We start from the raw sequence: 26,399 nt of genomic DNA, 5'->3' as shown, positions 1-26,399 counted from the left end.
ATTTCGAGGGGATTAGACCAGGCGCTGTTTCGCGTCAGCGATAGCCTGAGCAACCTGCTTAGGTGAAACACCACCTTTCGCGGCGCGCTTGTCGAGGCAGGACTGCAGCGACAGGATCGGATACACATCGTCGCCAATAACCGCGCTGAACTTCTGCAGATCGACAAGGGTTAAGGCTTCCAGTGCCTTACCTTGTTTAATCGCTTCGACGACAGCCTCGCCGACAATGTGGTGGGCTTCACGGAACGGCACGCCTTTAGCAACCAGGTAATCCGCCAGCTCGGTGGCGTTGGCATAGCCTTGCTCAGCCGCTTCCTGGCAACGAGGACGTTTAACCTGAATGCCGTCCAGCACCAGCACGGACATATGCAGACAATCAAGCCAGGTATCGAGGGCATCGAACAGACCTTCTTTGTCTTCCTGCATGTCTTTGTTATACGCCAGCGGCAGGCCTTTGAGGGTCATCATCATACCGGTCAGGGCGCCCTGCACGCGGCCACACTTGCCGCGAATCAGCTCCAGCGCATCCGGGTTTTTCTTCTGCGGCATCAGGGAGGAACCAGAAGTCACGCGATCGGACAGCTCAACAAAACCTGCTTCCCCGGTATTGAAGAAGATCAGATCTTCTGCGAAACGGGACAGGTGAACCATGCCGATAGAAGCGTTAGATAGCAGTTCCAGCACATGATCGCGGTCAGAAACGCTGTCGAGGCTATTGCGGGTCGCGGAAGCAAAACCTAACCAACCGGCAAGCTGCTCGCGATCAATCTCATAGGCGGTACCTGCCAGCGCGCCGCTGCCCAGCGGGCTGACGTCCAGGCGCTGCAGAGTGCTTTGCAAACGACTTTCATCGCGCGCCAGCATCTCAACATACGCCAGGCACCAATGCGCAAAAGTAACCGGCTGCGCGCGCTGCAGGTGCGTATAGCCCGGCATCACCGCATCCTGATTAGCTTCAGCTGTTTCAATTAACGCCTGCTGCACCTGGCGGGTAGCTGCCAGCAGTTCGCTGATTTGCATTTTGCACCACAGTTTCAGGTCGGTGGCGACCTGATCGTTGCGGCTACGGCCAGTATGGAGTTTTTTACCCAGCGCACCGACTTTATCGATCAGCTTGCCTTCCACCCAGCTGTGAATATCTTCCGCATCGCTTTCCAGAATAGCCTGCGGGTTAACCTGCACTTCTTCCAGCAAGACTTTCAGGGCCTGCTCAAGCTGCTGTTGCTCAGCTTCAGTCAGCACACCCACGGTGACCAACGCTTTGGACCAGGCGACAGAACCTACGATGTCTTGCTCAGCCAGGCGATAGTCAAAGCGTAAAGAGTCATTGAATTGCTTAAACCGTTGATCGGCTGCCTGAGTAAAACGCCCACCCCAAAGTGCCATAGTCATGCTCCATTCATCATATTGATATTCGTTTGCCCCTCACGCATTCCCGGTCTGGGAACACGTGAGGGTAAAAAATTACTTCTTAAGTTCGTTCAACGCACGGATACGGGAAGAGAGCGAGAACAGACGGATAAAGCCGCCCGCGTGGCTGTGATCGTAAACTTCATCTTCGCCAAAGGTCGCAAACTCTTCGCTGTAGAGGCTGTTCGGGGATTTTTTCTGAATCGCCGTCACCTGGCCTTTGTACAGCTGCAGCACAACTTCACCGTTCACTTCTTCCGCCAGCGACTCGGCAGATGCCTGCAGAGATTTACGCAGCGGTGCAAACCAGCGGCCATCGTACACGACGTAGGACATTTCGAGACCCAACTGCTCACGCCATTTGAAAGAGTCACGATCCAGCACCAGCTGCTCAACGCCACGCAGCGCAGCCATCATAATGGTGCCCCCTGGAGTTTCATAGCAACCACGAGACTTAATACCCACCAGACGGTTTTCAACGATATCGATACGGCCAATACCGTGCTTAGCCCCGATAGCGTTCAGGGTTTCCAGGCACTTGAACGGGCTCATCGCTTCCCCGTTCACGGCCACAACTTTGCCCTGCTTAACGGTCACAGTGACCTGCTCAGCCTGATCCGGCGCTTCCTGCGGGTCAACGGTCCACACCCAGCAGTCTTTGTTCGGGGCATTCCATGGGCTTTCCAGCACGCCGCCTTCGGTAGAAATATGCCAGGCGTTTTCGTCACGGCTGTAGATTTTTTCCAGCGAGGCAGTCGTCGGGATATCACGCTCTTTCAGGTAGTCGAGCAGCGCTTCACGGGAACGCAGGTTCCACTCACGCCACGGGGCAACAACCTTCAAGTGAGGAGCCAACGCGGCCCAGGTAGATTCAAAACGCACCTGGTCGTTACCTTTACCGGTTGCACCGTGGCACAGCGCATCTGCGCCCACTTTATTCGCCACATCCACCAGCGCTTTAGCGATCAGCGGACGTGCCATAGAAGTGCCGAGCAGATAGCTGCCTTCATACAGCGCCCCGGTCTGCAGCACAGGGTAAACATAGTCGCTGATAAACTCTTCACGCGCATCGACCACGTAGCACTCAGACGCCCCGGAGCGCAGCGCTTTCTGCTCAACGCCTTTCAGATCTTCACGATCCTGACCGATATCCACCACACAGGCGACCACTTCGCAGCCGCCGTAGTTCTCTTTCAGCCATGGAATGATGGCTGAAGTGTCGAGGCCGCCAGAGTATGCGAGAACGATTTTTTTGATGCCGTGATTTTGCATTGTCTTGTCCTTGTTAAAACTATTCTTTGTCTATGCCAGAATCCGGGTGCCGATAGCCACACCGTTGAATAAAGAGGGTAGCTGATCCGCGTGGCGCCACGAGGCAATATCCACCGGACGCCCCAGGGTACGGGCCGCATCCAGCGCCGCATTCACTTTCACAATCATGCCGTCGGTAATAATGCCTTGCTCAATCAGCTGCTCAGCTTTGGCCGCTGTCATCTCGGCGATGCGCTGACCTTTACCGTCCAGGATACCGCTCACATCAGAGAGCAGGATTAAATCCGCGCCGAGCGTTGCGGCCAGCGCCGTTGCCGCCTGATCCGCATTGACGTTCATTAGCTCGCCTTCAGTGGTCACACCGATGGAGCTGACAATCGGCAGGAATCCATTTTCCAGCAGCGTATTAATCAGTTTTGGCGAACCCGGCTTAGCCAGACCAACATGGCCAAGCGCTTCATCAAGCTGGGTCACAGTGACGCTATCTCCGTCGCCAAGGCTCAAGCCAACGCCGTTAATGCCATGCTTCTTCGCCCAGGCCAGCAGCGTCTTGTTGGCCGTGCCAGCCAGCGCACCGGTAATAATGTCAATCTGGTCGGCAGGCGTCACACGCAGGCCATTTTTCTTTTCCACCGGCAGCGCCAGCTTTTTCATCAGCTCATCCACCAGGCAACCGCCACCGTGGACAATCACCAGCGGACGCTGATGGGACTGACGGTAATTCACCAGCGCGGTAAACAGGCGCTCCAGCGCTTCTTCGCTATCCAGCAGCACGCCGCCCAATTTGATAATTAAAGGATTCATCATTTCACCCGACCGACGGTTAAATAAGGGACTGCGTTTCGGCGAAGCCAAAACGAATATTAAGACACTGCACTGCCTGCGCCGCGGCACCTTTCAGCAGGTTATCCTCGGTGGCAACAACAATCAGATGCTCATCCTGCACGGCAAAGCCGATGTCGCAGAACGGCAGGCCAACCACATTTTTCAGCGCCGGCACGCCTTTTTCGTACAGGCGAACCAGCGGCTTGTCGCCGTAGGCCTGGGTAAACGTCTCCGCGATCTGCTGCTGTGTAACGCCAGCTTTCAGGCGGCAAGTAATCGTCGCCAGAATGCCACGCGGGAAATTGCCGAGGTGCGGGGTGAAAATCACTGGCGCGCCAAGATGGGTGGCAATTTCTGGCTGATGACGGTGATTAAACACGCCATAAGGCTGCAGGCTGACTTCGCAGAAGCTGTTGGAAATCGCGGCCTTGCGCCCGGCACCGCTGACGCCGCTGGTGGCGTTGATCACCGGCCACTGGTTCAAATCCAGCAGATCGGCGTCGATCAGCGGCTTCAGCGCCAGCTGAGACGCCGTCGGGTAGCAGCCCGGCACGGCGATTAAATTGCTCTCTTTGAGCGCAGCGCCCTGCCATTCGGCCAGGCCATAAACCGCTTTTTCCAGCAGATCAGGATGCTGGTGAGTAAAACCGTAATAACGCTCATAGAACGCCGCGTCGTTAACGCGGAACGCGCCGGAGAGATCGATCACCACGCAGCCTGCCGCCAGGAACTGCGGGGCCAGGTTGTGGCTGACTTCGTGGGCGGTGGCGAGGAACACCACATCCATGCCTTCGCTGAACTCGCTGATGTCGGACATCGCCTGCAATGGCAGATCAACAATGCCCTTTAACTGCGGATGCAAATCAGATATCAATTTTCCTGCATCTGAACTTTGCGCTGAAACCGTCAAAGCGGTTATGTTCATATCAGGATGGCGATTCAAATAGCTTACAAGCTCTGCGCCTGCATAACCGCTTGCACCCACAATCAGCGTATTCAACATCTGGGTCGTTCACCTTGTCTTTTCGGTCTGCTCAGAGTGCCAGCCTGACGCTTTCACCCACGTCCGTTAGCGTGGTTTTTTATTCACCGGAACGCTTAACTGTTCCTTTACGCTCAACGTTATTGTATTTTTATTCACAATTAATGCATGAATATTGATACTATCCTAACCTAAGGCCTGTCAACAGTGAAGATGAAATTACCGCCTTTTATCGAGATCTACCGCGCCCTGATCGCGACACCTTCCATCAGCGCCACCGACAGCGCGCTGGATCAAAGCAATGAGTCTTTAATCAATTTACTGGCCGGCTGGTTCCGCGACCTCGGTTTTAACGTCGAAATTCAGCCAGTGCCAGGCACTCGCAATAAATTCAACATGTTGGCGAGCAGTGGCCAGGGGGCTGGCGGCCTGCTGCTGGCGGGGCACACCGATACCGTGCCGTTCGACGATGGCCGCTGGACGCGGGACCCGTTTACCCTGACCGAGCACGACAACAAGCTTTACGGCCTGGGTACTGCCGATATGAAAGGGTTTTTCGCGTTCATTCTGGATGCGCTGCGCGACGTGGATGTGACAACCCTGAAAAAACCGCTCTACATCCTGGCCACCGCCGATGAAGAGACCACCATGGCGGGTGCACGCTATTTCGCTGAAACAACCTCACTGCGCCCGGACTGCGCGATCATCGGTGAGCCAACATCTTTACAGCCGGTACGCGCGCACAAAGGCCACTTGTCTAACGCCATTCGTATTCTGGGGCAGTCCGGCCACTCGAGCGATCCCGCGCGCGGCGTCAACGCTATTGAACTGATGCATGATGCCATCGGCCATATCCTCACGCTGCGCAATACCCTGAAAGATCGCTATCACCATGATGCCTTCACCGTACCGTATCCAACCCTCAACCTCGGGCACATTAACGGCGGCGACGCGGCAAACCGCATTTGTGCATGTTGCGAACTTCACATGGACATTCGCCCACTGCCGGGCATGACATTAAACGATCTGAACGGTTTACTGACTGAAGCATTAGAACCCGTAAGCCAGCGCTGGCCTGGCCGCCTGACGGTCTCTGAACTTCATCCGCCGATTCCAGGCTACGAATGCCCGCCGGACCACCAGCTCGTGCAGGTCGTTGAGAAACTGCTCGGCGCGCAAACGGAAGTGGTGAACTACTGCACTGAAGCACCATTTATCCAGACTGTGTGCCCAACGCTGGTGCTTGGTCCAGGCTCCATCAACCAGGCGCACCAGCCGGATGAATACATTGATACCCGCTTCATCAAGCCAACCCGGGAGTTAATTACTCAGGTAGTACATCATTTTTGCTGGCATTAATTAATCGCGGTAAAAGGGGGTTTTACCCCCTTTTTAATCTGGAATAATCGCTATTCCTATAAGAAATGCTTATGAGCGAAGTTGGTAATTAAATTTCATAAATTCGCGTCATTTCCTCGTTTGCTGAAACGATTTCGTAGCAATTGACGAATGGTTTATGACGTGGCTTTATAAAAGGCGGTGTTGAACCTTCACGGGTGAAATTAAGTTACATAATAGATTGGGCTGGAGTCATATGAACGAACGCTATTCTGCTTTGCGAAGTAATGTCAGCATGCTCGGAAAACTGCTCGGAGATACCATCAAAGATGCGCTGGGGGAAAATATTCTCGACCGCGTAGAAACGATCCGTAAGTTATCCAAGTCCTCCCGCGCAGGTAATGAAGCCAATCGTCAGGAGCTGCTGAGCACGCTGCAGAACCTTTCAAATGATGAACTGCTCCCCGTCGCCCGCGCCTTTAGCCAGTTTCTTAATCTTGCCAACACCGCTGAGCAGTACCACAGCATCTCCGCGACGGGCGAAGCGGCCAGCAACCCGGAAGTTATCGCTAAAACGCTGCAAAAACTAAAAAACCAGCCGGGCATTGGCGAAGCGGACATTCGCGCAGCCGTTGAGTCTCTCTCTCTGGAGCTGGTGCTCACAGCTCACCCCACTGAGATCACCCGCCGCACCCTGATTCACAAACTGGTCGAAGTAAACAGCTGCCTTAAGCAGCTCGACCACAGCGATCTCGCCGACTACGAGCGCAACCAAATCATGCGCCGCCTGCGCCAGCTGGTTGCTCAGGCATGGCATACCGACGAAATTCGTAAGCATCGCCCTTCTCCGGTCGACGAAGCCAAATGGGGCTTTGCGGTGGTAGAAAACAGCCTCTGGGAAGGGGTGCCAAACTACCTGCGTGAGCTTAACGAACAGCTCGAAGAGAATCTGAATTACAAGCTGCCGGTGGATTTCGTTCCGGTACGCTTTACCTCCTGGATGGGCGGCGACCGCGACGGTAACCCGAACGTAACGTCCGACATCACCCGTCACGTCCTGTTGCTCAGCCGCTGGAAAGCCACTGACCTGTTCCTGCGCGATATCGCGGTGCTGGTTTCCGAGCTGTCGATGGTGGAATGCACGGCTGAGCTTAGCGAACTGGCAGGGCCGGATGCTGGACAGGAACCTTACCGCCACATCATGAAAGGCCTGCGCCAGCAGCTGCTCTCCACCCAGGCCTGGCTTGAAGCCCGACTGAAAGGCCAGCGCCTGCCGAAGCCGGAAGGCCTGCTCATTCAAAACGAGCAGCTTTGGGATCCGCTCTACGCCTGTTATCAATCCTTGCAGGCCTGCGGCATGGGCATCATTGCTAACGGGCAGTTGCTGGACACCCTGCGCCGCGTGAAATGCTTCGGCGTGCCGCTGGTACGTATTGATATTCGTCAGGAAAGCACCCGCCACAGCGAAGCGCTGGGCGAAATGACCCGCTATCTTGGCATCGGCGACTACGAGAGCTGGTCAGAGGCCGATAAACAAGCCTTCCTGATCCGCGAACTGAACTCCAAGCGCCCTCTGTTGCCTCGTCAGTGGGAGCCAAGCGCTGACACTCAGGAAGTGCTGGAAACCTGCAAAGTGGTGGCCGAAGCGCCACGCGGTTCCATTGCTGCCTACGTTATTTCGATGGCAAAAACACCGTCCGACGTGCTGGCCGTTCACCTGCTGCTGAAAGAAGCGGGCTGTACCTTCGCCCTGCCGGTTGCGCCGCTGTTCGAAACCCTCGACGACCTGAATAACGCCGACGATGTCATGACCCAGTTGCTGAACATCGACTGGTACCGTGGCTTTATCCAGGGCAAACAGATGGTGATGATTGGCTATTCCGACTCGGCGAAAGACGCAGGCGTAATGGCTGCATCCTGGGCGCAGTACGAAGCACAAGATGCGCTGATCAAAACCTGCGAGAAAGCAGGTATCGCCCTGACGTTATTCCACGGGCGCGGCGGCTCCATCGGCCGCGGCGGTGCGCCAGCCCACGCAGCCCTGCTTTCTCAGCCGCCGGGAAGCCTGAAAGGCGGCCTGCGCGTCACCGAGCAAGGCGAGATGATTCGCTTTAAATACGGCCTGCCGGAAATCACCATCAGCAGCCTGTCTCTCTACACCAGCGCGATTCTTGAAGCTAACCTTCTGCCGCCGCCGGAGCCGAAGAAAGAGTGGATTCAGATCATGAACTCACTTTCCGCGACATCGTGCGAGATGTATCGCGGCTATATTCGCGAGAACAAAGACTTCGTGCCGTATTTCCGTTCCGCCACGCCGGAGCTGGAACTGGGCAAACTACCGTTGGGCTCTCGCCCAGCCAAACGTCGTCCAAACGGCGGGGTAGAATCTTTACGTGCGATTCCGTGGATCTTCGCCTGGACCCAAAACCGCCTGATGCTGCCAGCCTGGCTGGGCGCAGGTGCGGCGCTGCAGAAAGTCGTGGAAGAAGGCAAGCAAAGCGAGCTGGAAACAATGTGCCGCGACTGGCCGTTTTTCTCTACTCGCCTCGGCATGCTGGAGATGGTGTTTGCCAAAGCCGACCTTTGGCTGGCGGAATACTATGATCAGCGCCTGGTGAAGCCTGAGCTGTGGAAGCTGGGTAAACAGCTGCGTGACCAGCTGGAAGCCGACATCAAAGTCGTGCTGGATATCGCCAACGACTCGCACCTGATGGAAGATTTACCGTGGATTGCCGAGTCCATTACCCTACGTAATATCTATACCGATCCACTGAACGTCCTGCAGGCCGAACTGCTGCACCGTTCACGCCAGTCGGAAGAAAAAGGCGAAGCGCCTGATGCCCGAGTAGAGCAAGCCTTGATGGTCACCATCGCCGGGGTTGCCGCCGGGATGCGTAATACCGGCTAAGACTTTTTAGCTTCATCAAGCCCCCGCAAATGCGGGGGGTTTTTATTTCTAACCAGTGAAAGCGCTCATCGCTATTAAGCGTACTTAACACGTTTATTTACCCCGCCATCTTCAACAAATAAACAACAAAAAATCCAAAAGTATTGGCCGCATAAATATCCCCGGAACAAGCTCGAAATTCCGCTGTCATTATTCCGACACATTTCTATATTGTGCGCAAAAGTCACCCAGTAATGGGTGGCTTTTTTCGTGAGTACAAGCCACCGTAGCGTTCATAACTAAGGCTTACTTAAGGTTTTCTCATTACGGTTAATGATAATTTTATAGCACAGGCAAGAGTATGCACTTCACACTGAAACAGTCTGAACGCAAGTTCAGCATTAAAGCCCTTGGATGGGTTTTACTCTACTTTTGGTATTTTTCCTCGGTTTTGCAGATTGCCATATTAACGACAGGCTACAGTGGTACAACGGGTCTTCGTGACTCCTTGCTGTTTAGTTCCCTGTGGTTTATTCCTGTTTTCCTGTTTCCACAGCGCACGCGCATTATTGCCGCCGTTATCGGCGTGATCCTTTGGGCAGCCTCAGTTGCCGCTCTGGGCTATTACGTTGTCTATGGCCAGGAGTTTTCACAAAGCGTTCTGTTTGTAATGTTCGAAACAAACGCCAACGAAGCCAGCGAATACCTTAGCCAGTATTTCAGCCTGAAACTGCTGTTGATTACGCTTGCCTATACGCTGGTCGCCATCTTTCTTTGGACACGCCTGCGGCCGGTCTATATTCCAAACCCGTGGCGCTGGCTGGTTTCATTCGCCATTCTGTTTGGCCTGGTGTTGAATCCGGTGGGTAAAGAGTGCCTTATCAATAAACGCAGCATCGCCGACTCGTTCTCAAGCATTTCTTCTCGCCTTGAGCCTGCGGCACCCTGGCAGTTTATCGTTGCCTATACCGAATACCGCCAGCAGCTGGACAGCCTGAATAACCTGCTAATGTCCAACAATGCCCTGCCGCCTTTAGCTAACCTGAAAGATACTTCCGGTAACGCGCCGCGCACGTTGGTGCTGGTTATTGGGGAGTCAACACAGCGTGGCCGCATGAGCCTTTACGGCTACCATCGCCAGACCACGCCGGAATTGGATGAGCTGCATAAAACTGACCCGCAAATGACAGTGTTTAATAACGTCGTCACTTCACGTCCTTACACCATTGAAATTCTGCAGCAGGCGCTGACGTTTGCCGACGAGAAAGATCCTGACCTCTACCTGACTAAGCCTTCGCTGATGAACCTGATGAAGCAGGCCGGGTACAAAACATTCTGGATCACCAATCAGCAGACCATGACAGAACGCAACACCATGCTGACCGTGTTCTCAAAGCAGACCGACAAACAATACTATATGAACCAGCAGCGTACCCAGAGCGCACGCGAATACGACACCAACGTCCTCGCGCCGTTTAAAGAGGTTCTGGCCGACCCTGCTCCGAAGAAATTCATTATCGTGCACCTGCTCGGCACGCACATTCGGTACGACTTCCGCTACCCTGAAAACTGGAACAAGTTTGATGGTAAAACGGACGATTTACCGGCAGGGCTAACCAAAGATCAGCAAGAATCCTACAACAGCTACGATAACGCCAACCTGTTTAACGACCACGTGGTTTCCACGCTGATCAAAGACTACAAGGCCAGCGATCCTAACGGTTTCCTGCTTTATTTCTCCGATCACGGGGAAGAGGTTTACGACACGCCGCCGCACCAGACTCAGGGCCGTAACGAAAGCAATCCAACGCGCCATATGTACACCATCCCGTTCATCGTCTGGACGTCACCGACCTGGCAGCAGGCCCACCCGCGTGACTTCTCGGGAGATATAAACCGCAAATACAGCAGCTCAGAACTGATTCATACCTGGTCTGATTTGGCCGGTTTAAGCTATGACGGCTACGACGCGACGCGAGCCATCGCCAGCCCGCAGTTTGTCGAAGCGACCCGCTGGATTGGCAACCCGTATGAGAAAAATGCGCTGCGGGATTACGATTCACTGCCTTACGGCGATAGCGGCAGTAATCAGTAACGCTCTTAGCCCATAAAGCAAAAAGCCCCGCTCACTTATGAACGGGGCTTTTTTTTATGTGAAATCAATGTCTACAGCTTTGGTCGAACGCCTAAAGTGTGGCAGATCGCATAGCTCATTTCCGCCCGGTTCAGCGTATAGAAGTGGAAATCCTTCACGCCTTCCCGGCTCAGGATTTTCACCATATCCATGGCGATGTTCGCGCCCACCAGTTGACGGGTTTCAGCATCGTTATCCAGGCCTTCAAACATTTGCGCCATCCACGACGGAATACGCACGTTAGTCATATCGGCAAATTTCTTCGCCTGCCTGAAGTTTGAGACCGGCAAAATGCCCGGGATAATCTCAACATCAATGCCTGTGGCCGCACAGCGATCGCGGAAACGAAGATAGCTTTCAACATCAAAGAAGAATTGAGTGATCGCGCGGTTAGCGCCGGCTTCAATTTTACGACGAAGGCTGAGCAAATCCGCCTGGGCGCTTTTGGCTTCGGGATGGACTTCCGGGTAGGCCGCAACGGAAATATCGAAGTCACCCACATCTTTGAGCAGCCCGACCAGGTCAGAAGCATACATATCCGGCTTACCGCTGCCTGGCGGCAGGTCACCCCGCAGCGCAACGATATGGCGAATGCCGTTGTTCCAGTAGTCTTGCGCAATCGAGCGCAGTTCATCGCGAGTTGCATCGACGCAGGTCAGATGCGGGGCCGCTTCAAGGCCGGTACGCTCTTTGATGCCTTTGATAATGCTGTGGGTACGGTCACGCTCGCCGGAGTTTGCCCCGTAGGTCACAGAAACAAATGTTGGCTTCAGGATGCTCAGTCTGTCGATAGACTTCCACAGGGTTTGTTCCATTTCACTGCTGCGCGGCGGGAAAAATTCAAAGGAAACATGAATATGCCCGGCCACTTCGGCCAGACTCTGGTTCAGCGCTTCCCGCTGATTCGCGTGAAAAAAGCTCATACCCTTACCTCGTCAATCGCATCGTTATCGTGTGGTGGCGTTTTATTGCTATCCAGACGTTTAGACGTCCAGATAGAAAGATGACCGAAAAGGCGAAAGCCGTCAATGAAAATGTCACCACAAAATGTGGAGGAATTCTCACATAAGATGAATTTTTTTCAGGAGAAGCGGAGAAAAAGACGTACAGACAAGCGCACTCTCTCACGAAGCAAGAGAGTGCGGGCAAGAAACTACAGCAATTGTGCCAGACGGTTCAGATCGGACTGGATGGCCCCGGCGGTAACATCGCGACCGGCACCAGGTCCGCGGATCACTAGAGGGTTGTCACGGTACCAGCGACTTTCAATCGCAAAGACGTTGTCACACGGTAGCAGAGCGGCCAGCGGATGCTCTGCCCGCACGGCTTCAACCCCTACGCGCGCCTTGCCGTTCGCATCAAACCGGGCCACATAACGCAGCACCAGTCCCATCTCCTGCGCGGCCTCAAGCCGCTGCAGCATTTGCTCGTTCAGCTCATCACCATTTTCAAAGAAATGGTCAATGGAGCCGCCTTCACAACCTGCAGGCACCAGCGATTCCACGCGAACCTGATCCGGCTCGATGTCATAACCCGCTTCGCGGGCCAGGATCACCAGCTTACGCATGACGTCTTTACCTGACAGGTCAACGCGCGGATCCGGCTCGGTTAGCCCCTGTTGCCAGGCCTGATCAACCAGTTCAGTAAACGGTACGGTGCCATCAAACTGCAGGAACAGCCATGAAAGCGTCCCCGAGAAAATACCGCTGATAGCCAAAATAGCATCGCCGCTGTCGCGCAGGTCGCGAACCGTATGGTTAACCGGCAGCCCTGCGCCCACCGTGGCGTTATACAGCCAGTGCCGGCCCGTTTTCTCAAACGCATCACGAATCTGTCGATACTTCTGGCCGTTCCCCGCGCCGGCAAGCTTGTTGGCGCTGATCACATGGAAGCCATGACTGGCGAAGTCCAGGTATTGATCGGCGAGTTGCTCGCTGGCGGTCACGTCCAGTACCACTAAATCATCATACGGATGAGCCCGCATCCAGAGGAACAGCGACTCTTCGTCCTGCTGAACGGCCTCATCATTGAAGAAGGCCAACGCGCGACTGGCATCCAGACCTTCGTAATTCAGCAAGCTACGGCTGCTGTCCACCACGCCAGCCAGCACAAATTCAAACCCGGTACGGGCGGAGAGTATTTCCTGTTCGCGGGCAAACAGTTCAAGCCAGCGGGAACCGATGTTGCCTTTACCAAACAGCATCAGACCAATACGCTTCTCCGCACGAAACAGCGACTTGTGTAGCCCCTGAATCAGGCTTTCCGTTGGGCCTACGCGCAGCACGGCCACCAGGCTAATGCCGTCTTCCGACTGCCAGATAAACTCCACGGGATGATCTTTCAACTGCTGCCAGAAGCGGTGGCTATGCAGCGGGTTGCGGCAAACGCCGGCCCCGACCATCGCCACCAGCGCCAGGCCTTCACGCAAGCGAAGCTCGCCCTGCAAACTGGCGTTCTGGAGAAGTTGCAACACGCTGTTGGCAACTTCCGAGGTGTAGCAAAGCTGCAGCAGATTACGATCGGGGTGCACGCCAATCGACAGCGGACGCACTTGACCACGCTTGAGGATCAGATCCAGCTCTTTTTGCGCCAGCTTGAAATCCTGATGCGACGGCACCTGATATTCGATCAGGCAAACATCGTCGTGACTGGTCACAATTCTGGCACCTGTGCCGGACGCCAGAACGCGTTCAATGCGGGTCGAACCTTGCTCTGGCGAGTAGCTGCAGCGCAGTTGCAAGTCGATATCACTGCCGGATACAGGCTGTAATGTACGGGCGTGCAGTACCGGCGCGGCGAGACGGGCCAGCTCGCTGGCTTCATCCAGACGCAGCAGAGGCAACAGGCAGGCATCTTTCACTTTACGCGGATCGGCGCTGTAAACCCCAGCCACGTCGCTCCAGATAGTTACGCGAGAAACCCCAGCCAGCGCACCAATCTGCGTCGCTGAATAGTCAGAACCGTTACGTCCCAGCAGAACAGTTTCACCAGCTTCGTTGCTGCAGATGAAGCCGGTCACGACCAGGCGTTTATTCGGGTGCTGGGCAAGCAAGTTTTGCAGCAGCGGCCAGGAACGGCCTTCGTCAACCTGTGGCTGAGCCGCACGTTCAGCGCGCATAAAATCACGGGCGTCCAGCCACGCGGCTTCAACGCCCTGCTGATTCAGCACAGCGGCCATCAAACGCGCCGACCACACTTCCCCATGGCCAACCACTTCGGCATAAACGGCATCGGTCATTTTGCCGTCGAGCAGAACAGCAAGGCGCTCAAGGTCGTGGATAAACCCGGCAATCAGGCCATCGGCCACTTCCGGCGGCAGCAGGCCGCTGATCAAATCGCTCTGATAGCGGCGCAGCGTTTGCTGCACCTGATGCGCGGAAAGCCTGTCACTCTGGCTCAGCTTGAGCCAGTTAATCAACTGGTTAGTGGTACTGCCGGCGGCCGAAACCACCATCATGTCACCCGGTCTGGAATATTCGGTCATGATACCCGCCACGCGCAGGTAACATTTCACATCGGCAAGACTGCTGCCCCCAAACTTGTGCAGTTGACGAACCGGCGTCCCTGCTGGTGCTGAAACACTCATGCTTACCCCTCGGCAGCGACCCGGAAGGCATTTTCCAGATCGGCAATTAAATCTTCACTATCTTCTATACCTGTTGAAACGCGTAGCAGCGTCTCAGAAATACCGGCAGCGGCTCGTGCCTCCGGCGCCATGCCCGCATGGGTCATGGTTGCGGCGTGAGAAATCAAACTTTCCACGCCCCCCAGCGATTCTGCAAGGGTAAACAGCGACAGCGCCCCCAGGAAACGACGCAGCGTTTGCTCGTCACCATCCAGCTCAAAGCTCAGCATTGCGCCAAACCCTTTTTGCTGACGGGCGGCAATCTCGTGGCCCTGGTTTTCCGGCAGTGAAGGATGATACAGCTTTTTCACCAACGGTTGCTGCTTGAGAAACTCAACAATGGCCTGAGCATTACGCTGAGCCACTTCCATACGCGGCGACAGAGTGCGCAGGCCACGCAACAGCAGGTAGCTGTCAAATGCGCTACCGGTGACGCCAATGTTATTCGCCCACCATGCCAGTTCGGTGACCGTGGCCGGATCTTTTGCAATCACCACGCCAGCAACGACGTCCGAATGGCCGTTGAGATACTTGGTGCAAGAGTGCAGAACCAGATCGGCCCCCAGCGCCAGCGGGTTTTGCAGTGCCGGGCTCAGGAAAGTGTTATCCACCACGCTGATTGCGCCCGCTTCACGCGCTGCGGCACAGATTTTCGCAATATCCACGACGCGCAACAACGGATTACTTGGACTTTCTACCAGAACCAGCTTTGGTTTTTCAGCCAGCGCAGAGTTTAAAGCTTCTTCATCGTTCTGATCGACGAATAAAACGCGATAAGCCCCACGTTTTGCCAGACTATCGAACAGGCGGTAGCTGCCCCCATAACAGTCGTGAGGCGCCACCAGCAGATCGCCAGGTTTCAGGAATACGGTGGTGACCAGGTGAATGGCCGACATGCCGGTATTGGTCATGACTGCCCCAGCACCGCCTTCCAGTTCCGCTAACGCCCGCTGTACTACGTCGCGCGTTGGGTTACCCCGGCGTGAATAGTCATGGGCACGCGGTTCATTAAAGCCGGTAAAGTTATAGGTGCTGGAGAGGTGGATAGGTGGAACGACGCAGCCGTATTGCTCGTCATCATTCAAACCGCTACGAACTGCGATGGTTGCCTGTTTACGCGTCATTGTATGTCCGATCCTTGCTGGTCGAATAAAAGTCAGGCCTCAGAGTAAACAACCGCAGTATAGACGTCAATACATCTGGACATCTAAACCTCTTTGCGTATAGATTGAGCAAAAGGCAAATAGCCGTTAAAATTATGCGTTTTAGAGTGTATATGTCTGAGTTTCGCGCTCAGGAAAGGGTTATCCTGTGCTGTACACTACAAGAGATAATCGTCAACGCCGCGGATTTACCCGGCTTTGGCACGTTTTCATAGATTAAGAGGATTAAGGTATCTCATGGCTGAATGGAGCGGCGAATATATCAGCCCCTACGCTGAGCACGGTAAGAAGAGTGAACAAGTAAAGAAAATTACGGTTTCCATTCCTCTGAAAGTGTTGAAGATCCTCACCGACGAGCGCACGCGTCGCCAGGTGAATAACCTGCGTCATGCGACCAACAGTGAATTGCTGTGCGAGGCTTTTCTGCACGCCTTCACCGGCCAGCCGCTGCCGAACGATGCTGACCTGCGTAAAGAGCGCAGCGATGAAATCCCGGAAGATGCTAAGGTCATTATGCGTGAACTGGGGATCGATCCGGATACGTGGGAATATTAAGATCTGGTGTTAAGGCGTCTGCGGGCGCCTTTTCTCATTGCTTTACCGGATAACAGACACAAAAAAGGCGCCTTCAGGCGCCTTTCTCTTTCCAGAGTGCGAAACTTATTTTTTCGCGCCTGGTACGCTGAAGCGCTTGTTGAAGCGATCAACACGGCCGCCGGTAGCAACATCACGCTGTTTACCAGTGTAGAACGGGTGGCACTGACCACATACGTCCAGGTTCAGATCGTGACCTACGGTGGAGCGGATCTTGATAACATTACCGCAAGAACAGTTTGCAGTAATTTCTTCGTATTTAGGATGGATATCTTTTTTCATGGTAAACCTCGGTAAAGGCCGCGTCGCTCTTCCAGCCCTAACGCCAGACACCACGCGATGTTAATAAATTAGGTTTTTTGATACCAAAACTGCGCATCAAAGGCGGCGAATCATACAGAAATTGCTCACCCGGTGCAAACTGATCCGCAATTTTGCAAGCGCACAGTGTACACTAATACGTCATTTTTTTCAGCCTGGATGCTTTCATGCCCGTAGCCCACGTTGCACTGCCGGTTCCGCTGGCCCGTACCTTCGACTATCTGCTGCCAGAAGGCGTGCAGGTTAGCGCAGGCTGCCGCGTACAGGTGCCGTTTGGCAAGCAACGCGAAGCTGTCGGTATCGTCATGTCGGTCAGCCAGTCGAGCGATTTGCCGCTCGAAAAACTCAAACCCGTTGGCGAAGTTCTCGATGGCAGTTCGCTGTTCACGCCGTCACTCTGGCGCGTGCTGCTGTGGGCAGCGGAATATTATCACCACCCAATTGGCGAAGTGCTCTTTCACGCTCTGCCGATCCTTCTGCGCCAGGGAAAACCTGCGCACCATGCTCCGCTCTGGTACTGGTTTGCTACTGAAGAAGGCAAAGCCGTTGACCTGAACAGCCTCAAACGTGCGCCTAAGCAGCAGCAGGCGCTGGCGGCATTGCGGCACAATATTGTCTGGCGGCATCAAATTGGCGAGTTGGAAATCAGTGAGCCTGGGTTACAGGCGCTGAGAACAAAAGGCCTGTGTGATTTAAAAAGCGCGGCGCCTGCGGAAGAAGACTGGCGGGTAAACTATGCCGTGGCCGGTGAGCGGCTGAGACTGAATACGGAACAGGCCACCGCCGTGGGCGCAATCCACAGCGAATCGGACCATTTCTCTGCCTGGCTGCTCGCCGGCATCACTGGTTCCGGCAAAACTGAGGTTTACCTCAGCGTGCTTGAAAATGTGCTGGCGCAGGGCAAGCAGGCTTTAGTGCTGGTGCCGGAAATTGGCCTGACGCCACAAACTATCGCCCGCTTCCGGGAGCGCTTTAACGCGCCGGTTGAAGTCCTGCACTCCGGGCTGAATGACAGCGAAAGGCTCAGCGTGTGGCTAAAAGCACGCAGCGGTGAGGCAGCCATCGTCATTGGTACCCGCTCCTCTCTGTTCACGCCGTTCTGCCGTCTCGGCGTCATCGTCATCGATGAGGAGCATGACAGTTCCTATAAACAGCAAGAAGGCTGGCGTTATCACGCTCGCGATTTAGCCGTTTACCGGGCACATGCTGAAAACATTCCGATCATTCTCGGCTCGGCAACGCCAGCATTAGAAACCCTGCACAATGTTCAGGTGGGAAAATATCGCCAGTTACGCCTGACCAAAAGAGCCGGAAACGCGCGCCCGGCTCATCAGCAGGTTGTCGATCTGAAAGGGCAGCAGCTCAAAGCAGGTTTAGCCCCTGCACTTATTAAAAAGATCGGCGAACATCTTGCCGCAGATAACCAGGTGATCCTTTTCCTTAACCGCCGCGGCTTCGCTCCTGCCCTGCTCTGCCACGAATGCGGCTGGATTGCGGAATGCGCAAGGTGCGATCATTACTACACGCTGCACCAGGGCCAGCGCCACCTGCGTTGCCACCATTGCGACAGCCAGCGCGCGATCCCGCAGCAGTGCCCACAGTGCGGCTCCACGCATCTGGTTCCAGTAGGAATGGGGACCGAACAGCTTGAACACAGCCTTGAGCCGCTGTTCCCGAACGTACCGATTTCTCGTATCGACCGCGATACCACCAGCCGTAAAGGCGCGCTGGAACAACAGTTGGCCGAAGTGCACCGGGGCGGCGCACGAATTCTTATCGGCACACAAATGCTGGCTAAAGGCCACCACTTCCCTGATGTCACGCTGGTCGCCTTACTTGATGTAGACGGCGCGCTTTTCTCCGCAGATTTCCGTGCCGCTGAGCGTTTTGCCCAGCTTTACGTCCAGGTGTCTGGCCGGGCGGGCCGAGCCGGTAAGCAAGGTGAAGTCCTGCTGCAAACACACCATCCCGAGCACCCTTTGCTGCAAACGCTGCTGACCAAAGGCTACGATGCGTTTTCCAGTCAGGCATTGAACGAGCGCCAAACGGTATTTTTGCCGCCGTATACCAGCCATGTGTTGATCCGGGCCGAAGATCAGAACAACCACCAGGCACCGCTATTTTTGCAGCAGTTACGTAATCTGCTGGAAGTCAGCCCGCTGCGCGATGAGCAACTGTGGATCATGGGGCCGGTTCCTTCGCTGCAGCCAAAACGAGGTGGACGTTTCCGCTGGCAAATTTTGCTACAGCACCCTTCGCGCGCGCGCCTGCAAAAGCTGGTCAGCCACTCGCTCACGCTGGTCAATACGCTGCCTGAAGCCCGGAAAGTGAAGTGGATGCTGGATGTCGACCCTATCGACGGGTAGCACAATCGGGCTGGTTATGCGAAGCCGATCGAAAAATCTAATACTCATCACATTTCTTGTGAAAAATTTGTAACCGCTTACAGCCAACTTCTGCTAAGAATGTGATGACTGTCAGACACACAGGAGTGTTGACGATAGCGGCGTGCATGTGAGGAGAAGAAGTGAAGCCCAAGAAACCGGTGGTGAATGCCACTATGAAAGATGTCGCCGTGCAGGCAAAAGTGTCTACTGCAACGGTATCCCGCGCCTTAATGAACCCGGACAAAGTTTCACAAAGCACCCGTAATCGCGTAGAACAGGCGGCGATTGAAGTGGGGTATTTGCCTCATTCTCTGGGGCGTAACATCAAGCGCAGCGAATCACGCACTATTCTGGTCATCGTGCCAGATATCTGCGATCCGTTTTTCAGCGAAATCATTCGCGGGATTGAAGTCACCGCAGCTTCACACGGCTACCTCGTGCTGATTGGCGATTGCGCCCACCAAAATCAGCAGGAAAAAACCTTCATCGACCTGATCATCACCAAACAAATTGATGGCATGCTGCTGCTGGGCTCACGCCTGCCGTTTGACGCCAGCAAAGAAGAGCAACGCAATCTGCCGCCGATGGTCATGGCCAATGAGTTTGCCCCTGAGCTGGAACTGCCCACGGTGCATATCGACAATCTGACCGCCGCCTTTAACGCCGTTTACTATCTGCAAGAGCTGGGGCATCAGCGCATCGCCTGTATTGCCGGGCCTGAAGAAATGCCGCTTTGCCATTATCGCTTACAGGGATACGTTCAGGCGCTTCGCCGCAACGGCATCGTCGTCGACCCTCACTATATTGCGCGCGGCGATTTTACCTATGAAGCAGGCGCCACAGCGCTGGCACAGCTTATTGCTCTGCCCGAACCCCCAACGGCTATTTTCTGCCATAGTGACGTAATGGCGCTGGGTGCGCTTTCTCAGGCGAAACGCAGCGGGCTTAAAGTGCCGGAAGATTTATCGATTATGGGCTTCGACGACATTGCCCTGTCGCAGTTCTGTGACCCGCCCCTCACCACCGTCGCGCAACCCCGTTTCGATATTGGTAAGGAAGCTATGCTGCTATTGCTGGACAACATGAACGGCCAAAACGTTAACAGCGGTTCACGCCTGCTGGACTGCGATCTTATTGAGCGAGGCAGCACCGCCGCGCCCGGCAGCAGAAATTGAGCCGTTTTTAAGACTGCATAAACTGGTCAAAGCCCCGCCCCTTAAGTAACATGGCGGACTGATAAACGAATAAAGACAGCGAAACGATAGTGGCACAACGAGATTATGTAAGCCGCGGGCAATCGGCAGGGACGCGGCGCAAAAAAAGTACACCCCGCAAAAAGCAACGTAGTCTGCCCTCCGTCTCTCCGACGATGGTTGCCATTGCGGCCGCAGTCGTGGTGGCCTTTGTCGGTGCTCTTTACTTTATTACTCACCATAAGAAAGAAGAGATTGACGCGCTCCCTGGCCACAAAGTGACCGGCAATGGTTTGCCGCCAAAACCGGAAGAGCGCTGGCGTTATATTAAAGAGCTGGAAAACCGCCAGCCCGGCGTCCGTGCGCCTACCGAACCTACCGCCGGCGGCGAAGTCATGAACCAAAGCCAGCTGACCAACGAACAGCGTCAGTTGCTGGAACAAATGCAGGCGGATATGCGCCAGCAGCCAACGCAGCTGAATGAAGTCCCATGGAATGAGCAAACCCCTGCCCAGCGCCAGCAAACGCTGCAGCGCCAGAAACAGATTGTCCAGCAAACTCAACCTGTACAACAGCAGCAGTGGAATACGCAAACGCAGCAGCCACGGGCACAGCAGCGTGTAGCCGAGCAGCCATACCAGCAGCCGCGCAATACGCAGCAAACCACGCAGCCTTATCAGCAGCCAAAAACCGTGCAGCAGCAACAGCCGAAAACCTCTACGGCAAATAATCAGCAGCCTTATCAGGACCTGCTGCAAACGCCACCGCACAGCCAGCAAAAAGCGCCACAGCAAACCAAACCGGTTCAGCGTGAAGTGCAGCCAGCGCCAATTACGCGTGAGCCAGAAGTGGCTAAGCAGGCTCCTGCTGCTCAGGAGAAAAAAGACGAAAAACGCTGGATGGTGCAGTGTGGTTCGTTTAAAGGCAGCGAGCAGGCGGAAACCGTTCGCGCTCAGCTGGCGTTTGAAGGCTTTGATTCCCGCATTACCACCAATAACGGCTGGAACCGCGTCGTCATTGGGCCAATCAAAGGTAAAGACAATGCCGATGGCACCATCAATCGGCTGAAGATGGCTGGACATACCAGCTGTATTCGTCTTGCTGCCGGGGGTTGAAACCCCAAAATTGCCCCCCATTTATAATGGCATTAGGCCCTGCGCACCGCGCAGGGCTCCTGTTTAGCTGATGCAAAAGGGGTCCGATCGTGACAACAATAGTAAGTGTACGTCGTAACGGCCATGTGGTTATTGCCGGCGATGGCCAGGCCACGCTGGGTAATACCGTCATGAAAGGTAACGTCAAAAAAGTACGTCGCCTGTACAACGATAAAGTGATCGCAGGCTTTGCCGGCGGCACTGCGGATGCCTTCACGCTGTTCGAATTGTTTGAGCGCAAGCTGGAAATGCATCAGGGTCACCTGGTGAAAGCCGCTGTTGAGCTGGCGAAGGACTGGCGTACCGATCGCATGCTGCGCAAGCTTGAGGCGCTGCTGGCCGTGGCCGACGAAAGCGCGTCGCTGATCATCACCGGTAACGGCGATGTCATCCAGCCTGAAAACGATCTGATTGCCATTGGCTCCGGCGGCCCGTACGCCCAGGCCGCAGCCCGTGCCCTTCTGGAAAATACCGAAATGGGCGCGCGCGATATCGCTGTGAAAGCGTTGGATATTGCAGGTGATATCTGCGTTTATACCAACCACTTCCATACCATCGAAGAATTACCGTCTAAAGCGTAAGGATCTCCCATGTCTGAAATGACCCCACGCGAAATTGTTAGCGAGCTGAATAAACACATTATCGGCCAGGACAACGCTAAGCGCTCCGTCGCTATCGCCTTACGTAACCGCTGGCGCCGTATGCAGCTTGATGAAGAGCTGCGCCATGAAGTTACCCCTAAAAACATTCTGATGATCGGCCCGACCGGCGTGGGTAAAACCGAAATTGCCCGCCGCCTGGCAAAACTGGCCAATGCGCCGTTCATCAAAGTTGAAGCGACCAAATTCACCGAAGTCGGCTATGTGGGTAAAGAGGTGGATTCTATTATCCGCGATCTGACCGATGCCGCAGTCAAAATGGTACGCATGCAGTCTATCGAGAAGAACCGCTACCGCGCTGAAGAGATGGCCGAAGAGCGCATTCTCGACGTGCTGATCCCGCCGGCGAAGAACAACTGGGGCCAGGCGGAAGCCCAGCAGGAACCTTCTGCAGCTCGCCAGTCGTTCCGCAAGAAACTGCGCGAAGGGCAACTGGATGATAAAGAGATCGAAATCGATCTCGCCGCTGCGCCGATGGGCGTAGAAATCATGGCACCTCCTGGCATGGAAGAGATGACCAGTCAACTGCAGTCCATGTTCCAGAACCTCGGCGGCCAAAAGCAGAAACCACGTAAGCTGAAAATCAAAGATGCGATGAAGCTGCTGGTGGAAGAAGAAGCGGCGAAGCTGGTGAACCCGGAAGAGCTGAAGCAGGACGCCATCGACGCGGTTGAGCAGCACGGGATCGTGTTTATCGACGAAATCGACAAAATTTGTAAACGCGGCGGCAACAGCTCCGGCCCGGATGTCTCCCGCGAAGGCGTACAGCGTGACCTGCTGCCACTGGTAGAAGGCTGCACCGTATCCACCAAGCACGGCATGGTGAAAACTGACCACATCCTGTTCATCGCTTCCGGCGCATTCCAGGTTGCCAGCCCGTCAGACCTGATTCCTGAGCTGCAGGGGCGTTTGCCTATCCGCGTTGAGCTGCAGGCGCTGACCGTGGACGATTTCGAGCGCATCCTGACCGAACCTAACGCTTCCGTGACCGTACAGTACAAAGCGCTGATGGCAACCGAAGGCGTGAACATCGACTTTACCGAGGACGGTATCCGTCGTATTGCTCAGGCGGCCTGGCAGGTGAACGAATCAACCGAAAACATCGGTGCTCGTCGCCTTCACACCGTCCTTGAACGTCTGATGGAAGATATCTCCTATGACGCCAGCGAGTTAGATGGCCAGTCCATTCTGATCGATGCCGAATACGTCGGCAAACATCTGGATGAGTTGGTTGCAGATGAAGACCTGAGCCGTTTTATCCTATAATCCGGCTAACGCATTTTCTTCATTTGAAATGGAGGGCTTATGCCCTCCATTTTTTTATCTAAACTGGCAACCAAATAATGAGCGATTCGCAATCTACAAGTGTCACCCAGGCCTGGCTGGAAAGCCTTCGCCCACGCACGCTGCCTCTGGCGTTTGCTTCAATCGTCTGCGGTTCAGCCCTGGCCTACTGGCAAGGCGTATTTGACCCCGCCGTGGCGCTGCTGGCGCTGTTGACCGCCGGCCTCTTGCAAATCCTGTCCAATCTCGCCAATGACTACGGCGATGCGGTTAAAGGCAGCGATAAAGAGGATCGCATTGGGCCGCTGCGTGGGATGCAGAAAGGGATGATTACTCAGGCGCAGATGAGACGTGCGCTGGTCATCACCGTCATCCTCATTTGTCTGTCGGGCCTGTCGCTGGTCGCCCTCGCCTGTCACACTTTTGCTGATTTCATGGGCTTCCTGCTGCTTGGCGTAATGTCTATCGTCGCCGCCATTACCTACACCGTCGGCACCCGCCCTTACGGTTATATGGGGCTGGGGGATATTTCTGTGCTGGTGTTCTTCGGCTGGATTAGCGTCGCAGGGACCTGGTACCTGCAGGCTCATTCACTCGCACCGCTGGTTATTCTGCCCGCTACCGCTTGCGGTCTGCTCGCAACGGCCGTACTGAATATCAATAACCTACGTGATATCGACAGTGACCGTGAAAACGGTAAAAGTACGCTCGCCGTGCGCCTGGGCCCCACTGTTGCACGCCGTTATCATGCCGCTCTGCTGATCGGTTCTTTGGCCTGCCTCGCCCTGTTTAACCTTATCTGGCTCAAGAGCCTGTGGGGATGGCTGTTTGTTCTGGCTGCGCCGCTTCTGCTCAAGCAGGCTGCCTATGTCCTGCGGGAGCAAGATCCCGTGGCGATGCGCCCGATGCTGGAACGCACCGTCAAAGCCGCGTTGCTGACAAATCTGCTGTTTGCTCTGGGCGTCGTCCTCAGTACCGTCGCGTGATGACTGACAAATATCAATTAACAATTGATGATTTTGCCAACAGTTAACAGAACGCGATATACTGACAACTCCTGCAGCAAATGAACCTTAATCCTATGAAATACGATACTTCTGAGCTTTGTGACATCTACCAGGAAGAGGTCAACGTCGTTGAGCCGTTGTTCTCTAACTTTGGTGGCCGCTCGTCATTTGGTGGGCAAATCATCACGGTGAAATGTTTCGAGGACAACGGGTTGCTGTACGATCTGCTCGAAGAGAATGGCCGTGGTCGAGTCCTGCTGGTAGACGGCGGTGGTTCGGTACGTCGCGCGCTGATTGATGCGGAACTGGCTCGTCTTGCGCTGCAAAACGAGTGGGAAGGCATTGTGGTTTATGGCGCGGTGCGTCAGGTGGACGATCTGGAAGAGCTGGATATTGGCATTCAGGCGATTGCCGCTATCCCGGCTGGCTCCGCGGGAGAAGGCATTGGCGAAAGCGATGTGCGCGTCAATTTTGGTGGCGTGACCTTCTTCTCCGGCGATCATCTGTATGCCGACAACACCGGCATCATTCTCTCCGAAGACCCGCTGGATATTGAATAATCCAGCCGGTAGATAGTAAAACGGGCGCCTGAGGCGCCCGTTCTGTTTTGTCGGAAGCGGAATTACACTTCTTCCATTTTGCCCAGCAGCGCGTGCAAACGCTCCTGCCAGACATGCTGTTGTTCTTTCAGGCTGCTGTTTTCACGCACCAGCTCTTCATGGTTGCTTTGTGCCTGCTGAACTTCCTGAGCCAGACCGTTATTTTTCTCTTTCAGCTCTTCGATTTCCATCTGTAACAACGTAATCGTGTCAACCGCCTGCTGAACTTTTGCTTCCAGTTTCTCAAACACTTCAAATGACATTTCGAACTCTCCTGAATGGCAAGGCGTTGATGGATGGCTATCCTCGTCCCGATTCTTCGGCGACGCCTTTATGAACGTATGCGCAACACGTAGCGTAACTCGATTGTAAGTAGCCCGGATGCCCGTGTCCAGCGGCTTACCGCGCTCTTTGCGTAACATGACGTTTTTCAGCCTATGCTGAAAGCCAGGGTTCACGGTCGATTCGAATTGTTAAAAAACACGTTAACAAAACGCGTAATTCCCCCTGCGTTCACATGAAGCACCGCTCATTTTTTAGCGCGAAAACGCTCATTTTCTTGACGCACCACGCACATTTTAAGTTCGATATTTCTCGTTTGTGCTCGTTAACGATAAATTAACACCATGCCTACATGGCATAAAGGTGACAAGGATGCTCGACAACAATAATCATCAATTTGCCTTCAGGACCCCACTATGAGTCAGACCGCTACAACAACCTTAAAAGGCCAGTGCATCGCCGAATTCATGGGTACCGCGTTGTTGATCTTCTTCGGTGTGGGATGTGTTGCTGCATTGAAAGTGGCCGGTGCCACCTTCGGGCAGTGGGAAATCAGCATCATCTGGGGCTTAGGGGTGGCGATGGCCATCTATATGACCGCAGGGGTTTCCGGCGCACATCTTAATCCGGCAGTAACGATCGCACTCTGGCTGTTCGCTTGTTTTGACGGACGCAAAGTCGTGCCGTTTATTATTTCACAGTTCCTTGGCGCATTCTGCGCCGCCGCGTTGGTTTATGGCTTATATTACAATCTGTTCCTCGACTACGAACAAACGCACCATATGGTGCGCGGCAGCGTAGAAAGTCTGGATTTGGCCGGCATCTTCTCCACCTATCCGAACCCACACATTAACTTCGTGCAGGCATTCGCCGTAGAAATGGTGATCACTGCCATTCTGATGGGCGTTATTCTGGCGCTGACCGACGATGGCAACGGCGTGCCGCGTGGTCCGTTGGCTCCGTTGCTGATTGGCCTGCTGATCGCGGTGATCGGCGCTTCCATGGGGCCACTGACCGGGTTTGCGATGAATCCAGCACGTGACCTTGGGCCGAAGACCTTCGCGTGGCTGGCTGGCTGGGGCGACGTCGCCTTCACAGGTGGGAAAGATATCCCTTACTTCCTGGTGCCGCTGTTTGCGCCTATTCTCGGCGCCTCCCTTGGTGCATTCGGCTACCGTAAATTGATTGGTCGCCACCTGCCATGCGACGTCTGCGTTGTCGAAGAAGACAAACCAGACAGCAAGGTGACCTCTCAGCAAAAAGCACTGTAATACTGACTTCAG

At 54.7% G+C, this 26,399-nt stretch carries 21 protein-coding genes; 12 read left to right on the top strand and 9 right to left on the bottom strand.

Annotated elements, in window-relative coordinates; genetic code table 11:
* Positions 1 to 12: 12 nt before the first annotated feature.
* From argH to argC, 4 genes are all read right to left on the bottom strand, one after another.
* Positions 13 to 1,386, bottom strand: coding sequence for an argininosuccinate lyase (gene argH / locus LH23_RS05765; protein WP_039289190.1), 1,374 nt, complete (start codon positions 1,384 to 1,386; stop codon positions 13 to 15).
* Between the two features lie 78 nt (positions 1,387 to 1,464).
* Positions 1,465 to 2,682, bottom strand: coding sequence for an argininosuccinate synthase (locus LH23_RS05760; RefSeq protein ID WP_039289189.1), 1,218 nt, complete (start codon positions 2,680 to 2,682; stop codon positions 1,465 to 1,467).
* Positions 2,683 to 2,712: 30 nt separating this feature from the next.
* Positions 2,713 to 3,489, bottom strand: coding sequence for an acetylglutamate kinase (argB, locus tag LH23_RS05755; RefSeq protein ID WP_139827415.1), 777 nt, complete (start codon positions 3,487 to 3,489; stop codon positions 2,713 to 2,715).
* 16 nt (positions 3,490 to 3,505) lie between these two features.
* Positions 3,506 to 4,510 carry an N-acetyl-gamma-glutamyl-phosphate reductase gene (gene argC / locus LH23_RS05750; RefSeq protein WP_039289187.1) on the bottom strand — a complete coding sequence of 335 codons (1,005 nt, stop codon included), beginning with the start codon at positions 4,508 to 4,510 and terminating at the stop codon, positions 3,506 to 3,508.
* 186 nt (positions 4,511 to 4,696) lie between these two features.
* Here argC and argE point away from each other — a divergent pair, with 186 nt between their 5' ends.
* The 3 genes from argE (at position 4,697) to LH23_RS05735 (ending at position 10,809) form a co-directional block, all read left to right on the top strand.
* Positions 4,697 to 5,848 (top strand): acetylornithine deacetylase, encoded by a 1,152-nt coding sequence (gene argE, locus LH23_RS05745; protein ID WP_034808745.1) that lies wholly within the window; start codon positions 4,697 to 4,699, stop codon positions 5,846 to 5,848.
* 235 nt (positions 5,849 to 6,083) lie between these two features.
* A complete protein-coding gene (gene ppc, locus LH23_RS05740; protein WP_039289186.1) occupies positions 6,084 to 8,735 on the top strand; it encodes a phosphoenolpyruvate carboxylase in 2,652 nt (883 codons plus the stop codon).
* Between the two features lie 340 nt (positions 8,736 to 9,075).
* On the top strand, positions 9,076 to 10,809 hold the full coding sequence (locus LH23_RS05735) for a phosphoethanolamine transferase CptA (protein ID WP_039289185.1): 1,734 nt from the start codon (positions 9,076 to 9,078) through the stop codon (positions 10,807 to 10,809).
* Positions 10,810 to 10,880: 71 nt separating this feature from the next.
* Here the strand turns inward: LH23_RS05735 and metF are convergent, their stop codons facing one another.
* The 3 genes from metF to metB form a co-directional block, all read right to left on the bottom strand.
* A complete protein-coding gene (gene metF / locus LH23_RS05730) occupies positions 10,881 to 11,771 on the bottom strand; it encodes a methylenetetrahydrofolate reductase (RefSeq protein WP_039289184.1) in 891 nt (296 codons plus the stop codon).
* Between the two features lie 230 nt (positions 11,772 to 12,001).
* The gene (locus LH23_RS05725; RefSeq protein WP_039289183.1) at positions 12,002 to 14,434 is read right to left on the bottom strand and encodes a bifunctional aspartate kinase/homoserine dehydrogenase II; all 2,433 of its coding nucleotides are present in this window, start codon (positions 14,432 to 14,434) and stop codon (positions 12,002 to 12,004) included.
* Between the two features lie 2 nt (positions 14,435 to 14,436).
* Entirely contained in the window at positions 14,437 to 15,597 is a 1,161-nt protein-coding gene (gene metB / locus LH23_RS05720) for a cystathionine gamma-synthase (RefSeq protein ID WP_039289182.1), read from the bottom strand.
* 276 nt (positions 15,598 to 15,873) lie between these two features.
* Here metB and metJ point away from each other — a divergent pair, with 276 nt between their 5' ends.
* Entirely contained in the window at positions 15,874 to 16,191 is a 318-nt protein-coding gene (gene metJ / locus LH23_RS05715; protein ID WP_008457553.1) for a met regulon transcriptional regulator MetJ, read from the top strand.
* Between the two features lie 105 nt (positions 16,192 to 16,296).
* On the opposite strand, the gene rpmE is transcribed toward metJ, so the two are convergent.
* Complete coding sequence (rpmE, locus tag LH23_RS05710) at positions 16,297 to 16,512, bottom strand: 50S ribosomal protein L31 (RefSeq protein ID WP_008457552.1); 216 nt, start codon at positions 16,510 to 16,512, stop codon at positions 16,297 to 16,299.
* 206 nt (positions 16,513 to 16,718) lie between these two features.
* Between rpmE and priA the strand changes: the two genes are divergently transcribed.
* From priA to rraA, 7 genes are all read left to right on the top strand, one after another.
* Positions 16,719 to 18,917, top strand: a complete 2,199-nt coding sequence (priA, locus tag LH23_RS05705; RefSeq protein WP_039289181.1) for a primosomal protein N' — start codon at positions 16,719 to 16,721, stop codon at positions 18,915 to 18,917.
* A gap of 161 nt (positions 18,918 to 19,078) precedes the next feature.
* Positions 19,079 to 20,113 carry a DNA-binding transcriptional regulator CytR gene (cytR, locus tag LH23_RS05700; protein ID WP_039289180.1) on the top strand — a complete coding sequence of 345 codons (1,035 nt, stop codon included), beginning with the start codon at positions 19,079 to 19,081 and terminating at the stop codon, positions 20,111 to 20,113.
* A gap of 89 nt (positions 20,114 to 20,202) precedes the next feature.
* Entirely contained in the window at positions 20,203 to 21,246 is a 1,044-nt protein-coding gene (ftsN, locus tag LH23_RS05695) for a cell division protein FtsN (protein WP_039289179.1), read from the top strand.
* A gap of 89 nt (positions 21,247 to 21,335) precedes the next feature.
* Complete coding sequence (gene hslV, locus LH23_RS05690; protein WP_008457544.1) at positions 21,336 to 21,866, top strand: ATP-dependent protease subunit HslV; 531 nt, start codon at positions 21,336 to 21,338, stop codon at positions 21,864 to 21,866.
* A 9-nt stretch (positions 21,867 to 21,875) separates the two neighbouring features.
* Entirely contained in the window at positions 21,876 to 23,210 is a 1,335-nt protein-coding gene (gene hslU, locus LH23_RS05685) for an HslU--HslV peptidase ATPase subunit (protein ID WP_008457542.1), read from the top strand.
* A 77-nt stretch (positions 23,211 to 23,287) separates the two neighbouring features.
* A complete protein-coding gene (gene menA / locus LH23_RS05680) occupies positions 23,288 to 24,214 on the top strand; it encodes a 1,4-dihydroxy-2-naphthoate polyprenyltransferase (RefSeq protein WP_039289178.1) in 927 nt (308 codons plus the stop codon).
* Between the two features lie 95 nt (positions 24,215 to 24,309).
* On the top strand, positions 24,310 to 24,795 hold the full coding sequence (rraA, locus tag LH23_RS05675) for a ribonuclease E activity regulator RraA (protein WP_008457535.1): 486 nt from the start codon (positions 24,310 to 24,312) through the stop codon (positions 24,793 to 24,795).
* Positions 24,796 to 24,857: 62 nt separating this feature from the next.
* On the opposite strand, the gene zapB is transcribed toward rraA, so the two are convergent.
* Complete coding sequence (zapB, locus tag LH23_RS05670; RefSeq protein ID WP_008457532.1) at positions 24,858 to 25,097, bottom strand: septal ring assembly protein ZapB; 240 nt, start codon at positions 25,095 to 25,097, stop codon at positions 24,858 to 24,860.
* Between the two features lie 435 nt (positions 25,098 to 25,532).
* Here zapB and LH23_RS05665 point away from each other — a divergent pair, with 435 nt between their 5' ends.
* Positions 25,533 to 26,387 (top strand): MIP/aquaporin family protein, encoded by an 855-nt coding sequence (locus LH23_RS05665; RefSeq protein WP_008457530.1) that lies wholly within the window; start codon positions 25,533 to 25,535, stop codon positions 26,385 to 26,387.
* The last annotated feature ends 12 nt before the right edge of the window (positions 26,388 to 26,399 follow it).

This window comes from Cedecea neteri (genome assembly GCF_000758305.1).
Classification (GTDB): Bacteria; Pseudomonadota; Gammaproteobacteria; order Enterobacterales; family Enterobacteriaceae; genus Cedecea; species Cedecea neteri_C.
This window is presented reverse-complemented; position numbering and strand designations above follow the sequence as displayed.